At 68.0% G+C, this 13,963-nt stretch carries 12 protein-coding genes; 3 read left to right on the plus strand and 9 right to left on the minus strand.

What is annotated here, in order from left to right; genetic code table 11:
* Window positions 1-4 precede the first annotated feature (4 nt).
* The 4 genes from ACJH7A_RS04640 to secA2 are packed head-to-tail and all read right to left on the minus strand — an operon-like array spanning window position 5 to window position 4,255.
* Window positions 5-337: a small basic family protein gene (locus ACJH7A_RS04640; protein ID WP_020100154.1), complete on the minus strand. Its 333-nt coding sequence runs from the start codon at window positions 335-337 to the stop codon at window positions 5-7.
* Between the two features lie 10 nt (window positions 338-347).
* A complete protein-coding gene (locus ACJH7A_RS04645) occupies window positions 348-1,292 on the minus strand; it encodes a DUF881 domain-containing protein (RefSeq protein WP_406801478.1) in 945 nt (314 codons plus the stop codon).
* Window positions 1,289-1,900, minus strand: coding sequence for a CDP-alcohol phosphatidyltransferase family protein (locus ACJH7A_RS04650; protein ID WP_406801479.1), 612 nt, complete (start codon window positions 1,898-1,900; stop codon window positions 1,289-1,291). The genes ACJH7A_RS04645 and ACJH7A_RS04650 overlap by 4 nt, the downstream gene beginning before the upstream one ends.
* A 9-nt stretch (window positions 1,901-1,909) precedes the next feature.
* On the minus strand, window positions 1,910-4,255 hold the full coding sequence (gene secA2 / locus ACJH7A_RS04655) for an accessory Sec system translocase SecA2 (protein ID WP_406801480.1): 2,346 nt from the start codon (window positions 4,253-4,255) through the stop codon (window positions 1,910-1,912).
* 124 nt (window positions 4,256-4,379) lie between these two features.
* Between secA2 and ACJH7A_RS04660 the strand changes: the two genes are divergently transcribed.
* Window positions 4,380-6,302 carry an ABC transporter ATP-binding protein/permease gene (locus ACJH7A_RS04660; protein WP_406801481.1) on the plus strand — a complete coding sequence of 641 codons (1,923 nt, stop codon included), beginning with the start codon at window positions 4,380-4,382 and terminating at the stop codon, window positions 6,300-6,302.
* Here the strand turns inward: ACJH7A_RS04660 and ACJH7A_RS04665 are convergent, their stop codons facing one another.
* Complete coding sequence (locus ACJH7A_RS04665) at window positions 6,303-7,781, minus strand: FAD-binding protein (protein WP_406801482.1); 1,479 nt, start codon at window positions 7,779-7,781, stop codon at window positions 6,303-6,305.
* A 143-nt stretch (window positions 7,782-7,924) separates the two neighbouring features.
* The gene (locus ACJH7A_RS04670) at window positions 7,925-8,605 is read right to left on the minus strand and encodes a TetR/AcrR family transcriptional regulator (protein ID WP_073697515.1); all 681 of its coding nucleotides are present in this window, start codon (window positions 8,603-8,605) and stop codon (window positions 7,925-7,927) included.
* Between the two features lie 113 nt (window positions 8,606-8,718).
* Between ACJH7A_RS04670 and ACJH7A_RS04675 the strand changes: the two genes are divergently transcribed.
* The gene (locus ACJH7A_RS04675) at window positions 8,719-9,159 is read left to right on the plus strand and encodes a nitroreductase/quinone reductase family protein (RefSeq protein ID WP_406801483.1); all 441 of its coding nucleotides are present in this window, start codon (window positions 8,719-8,721) and stop codon (window positions 9,157-9,159) included.
* 6 nt (window positions 9,160-9,165) lie between these two features.
* Here ACJH7A_RS04675 and ACJH7A_RS04680 read toward each other — a convergent pair whose 3' ends face one another.
* From ACJH7A_RS04680 to ACJH7A_RS04690, 3 genes are all read right to left on the minus strand, one after another.
* Window positions 9,166-9,846, minus strand: coding sequence for a hypothetical protein (locus ACJH7A_RS04680; RefSeq protein ID WP_073697469.1), 681 nt, complete (start codon window positions 9,844-9,846; stop codon window positions 9,166-9,168).
* Window positions 9,847-10,026: 180 nt separating this feature from the next.
* Window positions 10,027-10,650, minus strand: a complete 624-nt coding sequence (locus ACJH7A_RS04685; protein WP_073697468.1) for a LysM peptidoglycan-binding domain-containing protein — start codon at window positions 10,648-10,650, stop codon at window positions 10,027-10,029.
* Window positions 10,651-10,807: 157 nt separating this feature from the next.
* Window positions 10,808-11,674 carry a sterol desaturase family protein gene (locus ACJH7A_RS04690; RefSeq protein ID WP_406801492.1) on the minus strand — a complete coding sequence of 289 codons (867 nt, stop codon included), beginning with the start codon at window positions 11,672-11,674 and terminating at the stop codon, window positions 10,808-10,810.
* Between the two features lie 136 nt (window positions 11,675-11,810).
* On the opposite strand from ACJH7A_RS04690, the gene malQ reads away from it, so the two are divergent.
* Entirely contained in the window at window positions 11,811-13,958 is a 2,148-nt protein-coding gene (gene malQ, locus ACJH7A_RS04695; protein WP_073697514.1) for a 4-alpha-glucanotransferase, read from the plus strand.
* The last annotated feature ends 5 nt before the right edge of the window (window positions 13,959-13,963 follow it).

Raw genomic sequence — 13,963 nt, forward strand, 5'->3', positions numbered from 1 at the left:
ACCGTCACGCCCCGAACAACCTGCGCCGCAGCGCCGCCGCGTTGCCGAAGATCCGGATGCCCAGCACCACGATGATCGCGGTGGACAGCTGGGTGCCCACGCCCAGCTGGTCGCCGACATAGACGATCACGGCGGCGACCAGGACGTTGAAGACGAACGAGATCACGAAGACCTTCGCGTCGAAGATGCGCTCCAGGTAGGCCCGCAGTCCGCCGAACACCGCGTCGAGCGCCGCCACCACGGCGATCGGCAGGTACGGCTGGACCGCCTCGGGCACGCTGGGGTGGAAGATCAACCCCAGCACGATGCCGACCACAAGTGCCGCGATCCCGATCATGTAGCCCTGCTCACTTTGGTCCAATCTCCTTGGCGAAGTTGACATCTCGTACCGACGCGGCCGACACCGTCAGCCGGTCCCGGGTCTGGACGCTGATCCCCACCCCGTACGACTGCGCGAGCAGCATCAGCCGCTGCATGGCAGGGGTCTGCTCGAACACCTCCTGCATGGCGTGCGGCGGCCCGATGGCGACGACGACGTACGGGCTGGCCACCGGCTGGTTGTCGACGAGGATGCCACCGCCGGCCTGCCGCATGGTCACGTTCGGCCCGATCCGTACGCCGCCGACGGACACCGCCTCGGCACCGGCGGCCCACAAGGAGTTGACGGCCAGCTGCAGGTCCCGGTCCAGGATGATCTGCGGGCTGCCGGCGACCCGCTGCTTCGACACGTCGGACAGGTTCGGGCTCGGCGGGGGCTCGGTGACGGTGACGGTGAGGCCGGGGCCGGTCACCGCGGTCACGCCCGCGCCGAACTCGGCCTGCTCGAGGGCGGCCAGCAGTTCACGGCCTTTCGCGTCGCCGGCCAGCCGGCCACGGCGTGCGGCCTCCACCTGGCCGGCCAGCGCGTCCCGGGTGGCGGTGCTGTCGCGGGTGCGCGCTTCCGCGGTACGCGCGTTGGCCGACAGGACGTGCTGGGTCTGGTCGTTGGCAGGGGCCATCGACACCGCATGCTGTGCCGCCGTCACGAACACCACCGACACCGCGGCGACGCCGACCAGCAGCCACGCACCGTCGGCCAACCGCCGGGAGCGACCGCGCCGGGCACCGTCGCCGTCCGCTTTGCGGCGCTCGGCCGCGGCGGCATAACCGGGGTCCAGGTGATCGGTGAGCAGCGACCGCAGCAGTGACGGCACGGGAATCCGGACCGGCTCGTCGGCGACGTGACTGTTGCGGCCCGCTTCCGGGCGGTAGCCGCCCAGTGCCCGGTCCCGGGGTGCCCCGGCATCTGTCACGCCGCGGACCTCGCCCCCGGGGGCAGTTCCCGCAGCACCATGGTCACCTGGATCAGGTACAGCACCGCGGACCACAGGTACATGGCCATGCCCCACACCAGGAACGCCCAGCCGCAGGCCAGCACCACCCGGCTCCACGCGTCAGGCCACTGCCCCAGCAGCACCAGCGGGAACCCGGACATCAACGCGAAGGTCGCAGCCTTACCGATGTAGGTCACCGGCAGTGCGGTGAGACCGCGGCTGCGCACCAGTGGCAGGGTCGCGGCCAGCACCAGGTCCCGGGCGATCAGGGTGAGCACGAACCACCACGGCACGATGTGCGCGATGGCCAGCGCGACCGGTACGACCAGCATGTAGATCCGGTCGACCAGAGGGTCCAGCAGCTCGCCGAGCCGCGACGACTGGTTCGGCACCAGCCGGGCGATCTTGCCGTCCGCCCAGTCCGAGAAGCCGCTGAACATCAGGATCGCGACGGCCCAGCCATTGGCATGCGCCGACAGCAGCAGGTAGAGGAACACCGGAACCAGCAGCAACCGCAGCGCGCTGAGCGCGTTGGGGATCGTCAGCACCCGGTCGCTCGACGCGGCGTCCGGGTTGGTGGTGCTCATGGGCTAAACCTAACGGAATACCCCGGGCAGGCTCAGTGCTGCCATCGTGTCGTCGGCCAGCGGGTTGTCGTGAATCATGTACGTCCACGTCGACGTCGGGCGGGCCAGCTTGGACAGATCCAGGCCGGGTTCGTCGTCGAGCACGTTGGCGGTCTCGAAGGTCTGCTGCGCGGCCTCGATGGCGTCGGCCGCCAGCGACGCGAACGCGTCGACCGCCATGCGGTGGAACTCGTCGAGCGGATCCTGGCGGCCCAGCGCGCGCAGGTGGATGCTCTCGCGGATGTCGGACAGGTAGGCCAGGTGGTCGGCCCAGCCGCGGTCCAGGTGGTACAGCATGATCATCCGGCAGATCCGCTCGAGCTCGTCGTCACCGACCTGGTCCGCCAGTTCCTGGTACCGGTCCGGCGCCAGCTCCTTGAGCTCGTCGCGCGCGGTTGTGGTGCGCAGCAACGTCTCTCGGCGTTCGACGATGATCGCGCGCTGCTGCGCCGTCAGCTGGTTGTAGCGCCAGGTGTTGGCGTGCACGTCCAGCAGCCGGCCCTCGGCGACGCGCTGCGCGTGCTCCAGCATGGAGCCGGCCTTGTCGCTGATGATCCGGCCGTCTTCGTCGGTCTGCATCGGCAGCTTCTCGGGCTCCAGGTGCGCGACGACGACGTCGTCCTCCCAGCTGGAGAAGAACACCGACGATCCCGGGTCGCCCTGGCGACCGGCGCGGCCACGCAGCTGGTTGTCGAGGCGTTCGGTGTGGTGCCGGCCGGTGCCGATGACGTGCAGGCCGCCGAGTTCGGCGACGGCGTCGTGGTCGGCTTCGTCGGATCCGCCGAGCCGGATGTCGGTGCCGCGGCCCGCCATCTGCGTGGAGACGGTGACGGTGGCGAGCTTGCCCGCCTCGGCGATGACGGCGGCCTCTTCCTCGTCGTTCTTGGCGTTCAGCACCACGGCGGGCACCCCGGCCTTGACCAGTTTGGCGTGGAGCTCTTCGGATTCGGCGACGTCGCGGGTGCCGACGAGCACCGGCTGGCCGGTCTCGTGGATCTTCTGGATGTGCTCGATGATGGCCTGGTTCTTGGCAGCCGCGGTGATGTAGACGCGGTCGGTCTCGTCTTCGCGGATGTTCGGCGTATTCGGCGGGATCGGCGACACCCCGAGCCGGTAGAACTGGCGCAGCTGCTCGCCGGCGGCCAGCGCGGTACCGGTCATGCCGCACACCGTCGGGTAGCGGCCGATGAGGGCCTGCACGGTGATGGTGTCGAGGACCTCGCCCGTCTCGGTGGTCTCGATGCCTTCCTTGGCCTCGACGGCGGCCTGCAGGCCGTCGGGCCAGCGCTGCAGCGACGCGATGCGGCCGCGGGAGGCGTTGATGAGGTGAACGGCGTTGTCCCGCACGATGTAATGGACGTCGCGCTGCAGCAGGACGTGCGCGTGCAGGGCCACGTTGACCTCGGTCAGCGTCGTGCCGATGTGTTCTTCGGAGTAGAGGTCGATGCCGCCGAGGGCCTTCTCCAGCTTGCGGGCACCCGCATCGGTGAGGTGGACGTTCCGGCGGTCGGCGTCGGTGTCGTAGTACTGCAGCGAGTCGTCCACACGGTTCTCCGACGTCATCTCGCCGACCAGCCGGATGATCTCCAACCGCGGCGTCTCGCGGTGGGTGGTGCCGGCCAGCACCAGCGGCACCAGCGCTTCGTCGACCAGCACCGAGTCGGCCTCGTCGATCAGGGCGACGTCGGGCCGCGGCGACACCAGGTCGTCGACGTGGGTGACCAGCTGGTCGCGCAGTACGTCGAACCCGATCTCGTTGACCGAGGCGTAGGTGACGTCGCACTCGTAGGCGGCACGCCGTTCGTCGGCCGTCGACTCGGCGGTGATCCAGCCGACCGTCAGGCCCATGGCGGCCAGCAGCGGGCCCATCCATTCGGCGTCGCGGCGGGCCAGGTAGTCGTTGACCGAGATGACATGCACGTGGCGGCCGGCCAGCGCGTAACCGGCGGCGGCGATGGCGCCGGCCAGGGTCTTGCCCTCACCGGTGGCCATCTCGACCACGTCGCCGGCCATCATGCGCAGCGCGCCGAGCAACTGGACGTCGAACGGACGGAGGCCCGTCGTGCGCTCTGCCGCCTCGCGGGCGATGGCCAGGAACTGCGGGATGTCGGCGGCGTCGGCCAGGTCGGACAGTTCCAGCAGCTTGGCGGCCTTGGTGATCTGCTCGTCGTCCAGCCCCGCGGCCTTGTCGTCGAATTCCGCCGACGCCCGAACCTGATCCATGGACCGGTTCTGGTTCTTGTCAGTGGAAGCACCGAGCAGCTTCCAGAACTTGCTGCTCAGCCGGCCGGATTTTGCGGTGCTGGTTTTCGCCACAGGTCAAAGGTACCGGGCCGGTCCGGCGCCGCCATATGCGTGTCCACATGCATCAGTGACGGATTCATGACGGTCTGTGCCCGTCGTCGCGCGGGCCCCCGAGGCGCACGGGTACCTTGCGGGGATGGATTTGTTCACCCCGACCCTCGACTGGGGCAGTGAGCTCACGACATCGCTGTGGTGGATCGCCAAAGCCTGGCTGATCGCAGCGGTCTCGACACTGGTGGTGCTCGTCGCCATCGGCCGGTTCACCGTCTGGGGGCGGCAGTTCTGGCGCATCACCGGCGGCTACTTCGTCGGCCGCGCAAGTATCAAGGTGTGGGTGTGGCTGGCGGCGCTGCTGCTGTCGGTGATCACCGGCGTGCGGCTCACGGTGCTCTTCAGTTATCAGAGCAACGACCTGATGACCAGCTTCCAGGTGGTGGCCTCGGGCCTGGCGGGCCATGACCAGACGGTGAAAGACTCGGGCGCGCACGGGTTCTGGATGTCGATCGGCATCTTCTCGCTGCTGGCCACGCTGCACGTCGGGCGCATCATGCTCGATCTGTTCATGACGCAGCGGTTCATCCTGAGGTGGCGCGCGTGGCTGACGGATCAGCTCACCGGCGACTGGCTCGATGGCAAGGCCTACTACCGGTCGCGGTTCATCGACGACACCATCGACAACCCGGACCAGCGCATCCAGAGCGACGTCGACATCTTCACCGCCGGCGTGGGCCCACTGCCCAACACGCCCAACAACATGACCACCTCGACACTGCTGTTCGGCGCCATCAACGCCATCGCTTCGATGCTTTCGTTCACCGCGATTCTGTGGAACCTGTCGGGTCCCCTGACCATCGCCGGCTTCACCCTCGACAAGGCGATGTTCTGGGTCGGCATCGGGTACGTGCTGATCGCGTCGATCGTCACGTTCTGGATCGGCCGCCCGATCATCTGGCTGTCGTTCGACAACGAGCGCTTCAACGCGGCGTTCCGTTACGCGCTCGTGCGGATGCGCGACGCGGCCGAGGCCGTCGCCTTCTATCACGGTGAGCTCGCCGAGCGGACGGGTCTGCGGCGGCTGTTCGCGCCGGTCGTCGACAACTACAAGCGCTACGTGAACCGGATGATCGGCCTCAACGGCTGGAACCTGTCGATGAGTCAGATCATCGTGCCGCTGCCGTACGTGTTGCAGTTCCCCCGCTTCCTCGCCGGTGAGATCAAGCTCGGCGACATGAACCAGACCGCGTCGGCGTTCGGCAGCATCCAGGACGGCCTGTCCTTCTTCCGCAACGTGTACGACCAGTTCGCCGGGTACCGCGCTGCCATCATCCGGCTGTACGGCCTGGTCACGGCCAACGACGCGGCGCGGCACCTGCCCGAGCTCGCCACCGAGGACTGCCCCGACGACACCATCACGCTGGAGAAGGTCACGGTGAGCACACCGGACGGCCGCGAACTCATCGCACCGCTGGATCTGTGCCTGTACCCCGGCGAGGCGCTGGTGATCACCGGGCCGTCCGGTGCCGGCAAGACCACCTTGTTGCGCAGCCTGGCCAAGCTGTGGCCCTTCTGTCACGGCGCCATGCACTTCCCGATGGACGAGAACGAGACGCTGTTCCTGTCCCAGCTGCCCTATGTGCCGCTGGGCGATCTGCGCACCGTGGTGTCCTACCCGCGTAAGTCCGGGGACTACACCGACGCCGAGTTGCAGGAGGTCCTCGCCAAGGTCGCGCTGCCGCATCTGGCCGGCCGCCTCGACGAGGTCGACGACTGGGCCAAGGTGCTCTCCCCCGGCGAGCAGCAGCGCGTCGCGTTCGCCCGCGTGCTGCTGACCCGACCGAAGGCCCTGTTCTTCGACGAGTCCACCTCGGCTCTCGACGAGGGCCTGGAAATGATGCTGTACCAACTGGTTCGGACCGAGCTGCCCGACACCACCGTGGTCAGCGTCAGCCACCGCAGCACCGTCGAGCAGCACCACCAGCAGGAGCTGGAACTGCTGGGCGATGGCCAGTGGCGGCTCACCCGCATCGAGGACCAGGACGGCGAACCCGCCCGGGTCTGATCACCGTGCGGCGGCGTGCTTTCCGGCTCGCCGGCCGAAGAACGAGCCTTCACCCAACTGGGTGCCGCTGGCATAGCCCCGACCGTCCTGCGCGATGTTCGACGCGCAGGCGCCCGCCGCGTACAGCCCCGGCACCGCGGTGCCGTCTGCGCGCAGCACCTGGCCGTCGATGCTGACCGACAGGCCGCCCATGGTGAATCCGGAGTACAGGGCCCGGCCCAGCGACAGGTCGAACGCCGCCCACGGCCCATTGTCCTGCGCCGCAACATAATCCGGCTGCTTGTGGAAGTCCGGGTCCCCGCCGGCTGCCGCGTTGACGTTGTAGCGCTCCAGCGTCGCGGCCAGGTTCCCGGCCGGAATGCCCAGCGCCTCTTCCATTTCCGCGATGGTCTCCCAGCCGTCGATGAACCGGATCAGCGGCATCGCCGGCATCTCGGTGTGCGCCTCGTCGACGATGAGGTAGGCCACCTGGTCGGGCTGCTCGAGCACGAAAGCCGACGTGCGCGAGTGGTAGGAGTCCTCATTGACGAACCGCCGGCCGTCTTTGTTGACGATGACGCCGGTGAGCAGGATTTCCGGCGGGTAGCAGGCGGCGGTGATGAACAGCTGGTCCAGGTTCTTGGCGACGCCGCCAGCGGACACGCCGAGCTTGATGCCCAGCCCGTCGTCGTTCGGGTTGCCCAGGATGTAGGGCTCAACTTCGCCATGGTGCTTGGTCTTTCGCTTCTGGCCCAGTGCCGGCGTGTGCTCGGCGACCATCTCCGGATTCATCGCGAAGCCGCCCGCGGCGATGATCACCGCACCGGCCTTGACCGCACCCGTGACGCCGAAGTTCTTCCAGCGGACGCCGGCCACAGCACCGTTTTCGTCCACCACCAGGTTGGTCGCACCGGTCTCGTAGCGCATCTCGACGCCGAGTTCGTCGGCGCGCTTCAGCAGCAGCTTGATCACCATGTCCGCGCCGCCGAGTTCGCCCGGCACCGGGACCGAATGCCCGCGGGGCGCGGCCTTCGCCTGCTCGCAGAACGGCCACACCTTCTCGTTGCCGGTGTAGGACAGACCCTCGGTGCCCGGCGGCACCACGACCTTGCCCGGGTAGTAGCTGCGTTCGAACTGAAAGCCCAAGTCCTCCAACCAGTTGAAGTGCTCGACGCTGCCGTCGCAGTAGGCGCGGATCTTGTCGTGTTCGGGGTCGTGCGCGACGGCGACCAGGTACTTGTACATCTCGTCGGCGGTGTCGTCGTGGCCGGTGGCCTGCTGCACCGCGGTGCCGCCGCCGAGGTAGAAGTGGCCGCCGGCCATGGACGTGGTGCCGCCCGCGGCGGCCGCCTTCTCCAGCACCAGGACCTTGGCCCCGGCGGCAGCGGCACTGACCGCGGCGCAGCCACCGGCGATGCCGAAGCCGATCACGACCACGTCGGCCTCGTCGGACCATTCGGCGACGTCGGCGGCGTTGACGGTCTCGGGAACAGTGTGCATCGTCTCTCCGGTCTCGGGTGGGGTCCGGGCGGCGGTCAGCGGGCCAACCTGGACACGTGTCTGATCAGTGATCGACTAGACAATAACGCCGAGACACGAGCATTGCTAGAACGTGTTCTAGTTTCGCCGATACGCCGGGTCCGCTACGCGGCGAGCATGTTGACCAGCACGTCGAGCTGAAGGTCGAAAACCCCCGCCGGATCGCTCAATGTGTCAGCCCCGTACTGGCCGAACACCTCCAGGCTGATCGCGCCGACGATCGCCGCCCACAACACGAAACACCGAGTCACCGCGTCGTCATCTCCGGAGAACCCGAACTCATCGCGCAATTGCGCGAAATCAGCTGAAATCGTTTGCGGCGCAGCATGACCTGGCGACCGGACGTCCCCCGTGGCGACACCGGCAGACACTGCGTCGAACAACAGTCCAACCACCCGGGTACCCGGCCCCACGGTCGACTCGGCCGGGGCGTGATAGCCGGGCACCGGACTGCCGTAGAGCAGCGCCCAACAGGCCGGCACGCCGAGTGCCCAGGCGCGTGCCGCCCGGCCGATCGCCTTGATCTGTTCGCGCCAGTCCGCTCCGGCCGCCGCCCGGGCAGCCTCGGCCACGTCGGCCAGCTCGGTGTACGCGTCCACCAGCAGCAGGGTGAGCAGTTCGTCGCGACTGGGCACGTACCGATAGACCGCCGAGGAGACCATGCCCAGATCGCGGGCGATGGCCCGGAGCGACAGCCCCGAAGCGCCGTCGGTCTCCAGGTGGCGGCGGCCGAGTTCAATGATCCGACTTTCGATCCGATCCCTGGAGTCCTGGCGTTTACCCACGTCCGCCAGTCTGACACAAAACGAGAACACTGCTCTTGTTTTACTGCGACTCGCGTGAGATCGTTAATCAGAGAGCACTGCTCTTATTTCTCGCATTCGCCGGAAGGACGACCATGACCACTCGGTATGACCAGCCCGGAACCATCGCACGCACCGGAAACCAAGTGATCCGCTGGCTTGCCGAGGCCGGAATCAGCGTGGCCGGCACCAACGCGCTGCGGGTGCGGGGACGCCGCACCGGCAAACTCCGCGGCGTCGTGATCAACGTGCTCACCGTCGACGGCCGGCGCTACCTGGTGTCCCCGCGGGGCAACACCGAGTGGGTCCGCAACGTCCGAGCCGCAGGCAATGTCGAGCTGGGCCCCCGCTGGCGCAGCCGCAACCTCAGGGTCACCGAAGTTCCCGATGGGGCGAAAACGCCTCTGCTGCAACGTTATCTGGATCGGTGGTACTGGGAGATCAAAGGTCACTCAGCGGGGTTGACGCCGCGGTCGACCGAAGCCGACATCAGCCGGGCGGCATTCAGCATTCCGGTTTTCGAGCTGCACGCCTGACGCGGCTCAGGCTCCGGCAGCCTGCTGCACCACAGCGTCGCCCGTCTGCTGGTCCGTGGCGCTCCACGAGACTGCGGCGGGGAAATGCCCCCAGGTGCTGTTGAAGACGCCCACCAGCACCGCACGATTGTCGGGAGTGACGGTGTAGACCGGCCCGCCGGAATCGCCCTTCTGACTGACGATGCCGTTGGTCATGGTGAACCACCCGTTGTTCACCGCATCGACGGTGCCGCAGGTTTCACCGGTGACGACGCCGAAGTGGCAGACCGGTGCACCCTGCTGCGGATTCACCGCGGGATCGGTGACCAGTACCCGGCCTCCCGGCAGGATGTTGTTGACCATGACGTCGCCGGCGATGGTGATGGACTCCCAATCCGAGATCTGGTGGTCGGTTGCGATGGTGGCGCCGTCGGGTGTGTTGTCCCGGAACGTGATCATGGTGCCGATGAAGCGGCCGTTCTTGTCGGTCACCGGGCCGTCACCGCGGCAGTGACCTGCGGTGTAGCCGGTTCGGGCCGCCGGATCCACATAGCCCAGCGTGCAGCGCGTGGTGCCCTGATGAATCTCCATGCCCGGGTAGACGAGCACGCCGGGATCGGCCGATGCGACCGGCACCGGACCACCGAGGGCGAACAACGGCGCAGCGACCGCAGCTACCGCCGCGGCACGCAAACCCCCCACAAACATGACCTTCTCCCATCACATCGGGACGGACGTCGCGCCAGCCTACCGTGCGAACCCGCAGGAGGGACGGTTAAGCCCCCGCTCGGCCGCGGCCGGCACCCGCCGCCACCAGCAAACGAGCGCGTCCCATGAAATGCACTGGCGGCCCGGATCTTTCGATCCGGGCCGCCAGGTCCCTCCGAGTCAGGGAATGGTCAGCAGCTGACCGGGCTGGATCAGGTCCGGGTTGTCGATGCCGCTGGCGCCGGCAATCTCCGGGTAGCGGTTGCCGTCACCGTAGAACTGCTCGGCGATGGCCCACAGGGTGTCGCCGGACTGCACGGTGTAGGTACGCGCCGCGGGCACCTCGGGCTCGGGAGCGGGCGCCGGGGCGGGCTCGGGCTCAGGCTCAGGCTCAGCCACGACCTCGACTGCCACGGGCTCGGCAGCGACCTCGGGCTCCGGGGCGGCCTCGACCGGCGCGGCGGGCACCTCGTCGGTGTGGGTCTCGGACGACCACTTGGCATCGTCACCGCTGTACAGCACCAGGTTGCGGTCGTCCTGCAGTACGAGGCGGACGTTGTCGGCGCCGGCGGTCTGGCTGGCCCATACCGGTTTGTCCGGGGTGTACAGCACGAAGTTCCCGTCCTCCTGCACCTCGGCGCGCTGCACGTCCTGGCCGTCGGTGGCGGTGGCCCACACGGACTGCTCCCCTGCGTACAGCACCAGGTTGCCGTCGTCCTGCAGGACCAGCCGGTAGGCACCGTTGTTCGACGTCAACGACTGGCCGACCTCGAGCTTCTCGCCCTTCTGAAGTGTGTCACCCATAAGTCCAAGCTCCTTTGGTTCGGTTCACCTGTCGCTCACCGACAGTACCGACGGTTCCGGGGAACGCCAGTGTTTGCGCTCGCCGAAATCAAAACAGTTGGCGAACAATGAGTTAGCGCGCGGCAACCACAGCATCCTGACAGCGTTGACGCCCCTGTCAGCGGATGGAGGCGGACTCCGGGCCACCCGGCCGCCACCCGGGTGGCCCGAACACATAACCCAGACGATCACCGAATCCCTTGGCCCGGCGTACATCTCGCACCATGGTGACGTACTCGTGCGTCTGCAACTTCCAGATATCGTACGTACCAACAGGTTTGGTCAATCCATAGTTGGGCCTACTGGTCTCCGGCGTGAAGCTGCCGAACATCCGGTCCCAGATGATCAGGATGCCGCCGTAGTTCTTGTCCAGGTACTGCTGGTCGCGGCCATGATGAACCCGATGGTGCGACGGCGTGTTGAAGACGTATTCAATTGGCCGCCAGAGTTTTCCGATGCGCTCGGTGTGAATCCAGTACTGGTACACCAGATTCGCCGAAAAACTGGCGAACACGATCCACGGCGGGACACCCAGCGCCGGCAGTATCGCCTTCATCAGCAGGTCACCGGACGGATTCCACTTCTGCCGCAGCGCAGTGGACAGATTGAAGTACTCGCTGGAATGGTGCGCCTGATGCGTGGCCCAGAACAGCCGGACCCGGTGGGCCATCCGGTGGTAGGTGTAGTAGATCAGGTCGACGCCGAGAATCCCGATCACCCACGTGTACCAGGCATTGCCGGGCAGGTGCCACGGTGCGACGTACACGTACAGGGCCGCATAGCCGACCAGCGCAAGGAAATTCAGTACTCCGCTGGTGAACAGCGACACCGCGCCCATCCAGATGCTCGCCCACGCGTCGGCGCGCAGGTAGGCACCGGCCGGCGGTCGCTGCTCGTCGTGGGCGAGCTTGCGGGCCGCGCCCCACTCCAGCAGCAGTGCCACCACGAAGAACGGGATGGCGTACGAGACCGGGTCGTGCAGCATCGTCGGCAGCACGTCGGACAGCAGGTCGGAACTCACGTCGACACCTCCGCGCGCAGCGTAACCGGCCATGTTCTGTCTGCCGGCCGGAAACGCGCTCACCTCCCATGGTGCGCCGGATCCCGGCAAGATGGCGCGCATGACTGATCGCACCGCGTCGCTCGTCGAGCTCGCCCGACGCCACGGTGTGGCCACCGACTACGTCGACTGGAGCAATCGGCAGCACGCCGTCCCCGCTTCGACGCTGGTCGCGGTGCTCGCTGCGCTCGGAGTATCGGCCGACTCCGAGGACGCCCGCGTGGCAGCCCTGGCCGAGCACGAGCGCGCGTACTGGCAGCGCACCCTGTCCCCGACCATCGTCGCCCGGTCCGGCCGGCCGTCCAGCTTCTGGGTGCACGTCACCCATGGCGCGCCCGTCGGCATCTGGATCCGGCTGGAAGACGGCTCGGTGCGGGCCGGGCTGCGTCAGCTGGAGAACAACCGTCCGCCGTTCAATCTGGACGGTCGCCTGGTCGGGGAAGCGACCTTCGAGCTGCCCGACGACCTCCCGCTGGGCTATCACCGGCTGCATGTCCAGGCCGGCTCCTCCGCCGATGCCGACGCGGTCCTCATCGTCACCCCGGATGCCTTGACGCTGCCGAGCCGGCTGGGCAACTCGCGGGCCTGGGGCCTGGCCACCCAGCTGTACAGCGTGCGGTCGAAACAGTCTTGGGGCACAGGCGATCTCACCGACCTGACCGACCTGGCCGTATGGTCGGCCACCCGACACCACGCCGATTTCATCCTGGCCAATCCCCTGCATGCGGCGGAGCCGGTCGCCCCCATGGAGCCGTCGCCGTATCTGCCGACGTCGCGGCAGTTCGCCAATCCGCTGTATCTGCGGGTGCAGGCGATCCCGGAATACACCGCCATCCGCACACCGGCGACGCTGCGCAAGGCCCGGTCCGATGCCCAGGCCCGCGCCGACAAGAACGAGTTCATCGATCGCGACGCGGCCTGGAAGTCCAAGCGCAACGCGCTCAAGGAGGTGTACCGCGCCGACCGCTCGGCGGGCCGCGCGGTGGCGTACGACGGGTACCGCAAGCGGACCGGTCGCGCGCTCGACGACTTCGCGACGTGGTGCGTCCTGGCTGAGAAGCACGGCGACGACTGGCGTGACTGGCCCGCGGAGTTTCAGCACCCCGACCACCCCGCGGTCCGGGCCTTCGCCGAAAAGCACAGCAACCGGATCGATTTCCACCGGTGGCTGCAATGGCAGCTCGACGACCAGCTGACCGCCGCGCAGGCCACCGCGGTACAGACCGGCATGTCCCTGGGCATCGTCCACGATCTGGCGGTGGGCGTGCATCCCGGCGGCGCCGACGCCTGGGCGTTGCAGGATGTGCTGGCCACCGGAGTGTCGGCCGGCGCGCCCCCGGACGAGTTCAATCAGCTGGGGCAGGACTGGTCGCAGCCGCCGTGGCGCCCCGACCAACTCGTCGAGCGGGCCTACGAGCCATTCCGCGACGTGGTCAGGGCGGTGCTGCGGCACGCCGGCGGCGTCCGGATCGACCACATCATCGGCCTGTTCCGGCTGTGGTGGATTCCGGACGGCGCGACGCCGGTCGACGGCACCTATGTCCACTACGACCACGAGGCGATGATCGGCGTGCTCGCGCTGGAGGCGCACCGGGCCGGCGCCGTGGTGGTCGGCGAGGATCTGGGGACCGTCGAGCCGTGGGTTCGCGACTACCTGCGCGACCGCGGCCTGCTGGGCACCTCGATCCTGTGGTTCGAGGCCGACCGGGACGGCGGGCCGTTGCCCGCGCCGCGCTGGCGCGAGTACTGCCTGTCGTCGGTGACGACGCACGATCTGCCGCCCACGGCCGGCTATCTGGACGGCGCGCACCTGCGGCTGCGCCGCGATCTCGGCCTGCTGACCCGCCCGTTCGAGGAAGAGGCCGCGGCCGATCACGCCGATCAGCAGCGCTGGTTGGACGTCCTGCGGGCGGCGGGGCTGCTGCCACCGAACGCGCCCGATGCCATCGATGCCGACCAGATCGTCCTCGCCCTGTATCGCTATCTGACCCGCACTCCGTCACGGCTGCTGGCACTCGCTCTGCCCGACGCCGTCGGTGACGTTCGTACCCAGAATCAGCCGGGCACCAGCGACGAATATCCGAACTGGCGGGTGCCGCTGGCCGGTCCCGACGGCCGTCAGGTCCTGCTCGAAGACCTGTTTTCCGACCCCCGGGCGGCGGCGTTGGCGCAGGTGATGGGTGACGCGGTGACCCCCGGATTGAGTTGATTCGA

The organism is Mycobacterium sp. SMC-17 (assembly GCF_045310915.1).
Classification (GTDB): Bacteria; Actinomycetota; Actinomycetes; order Mycobacteriales; family Mycobacteriaceae; genus Mycobacterium.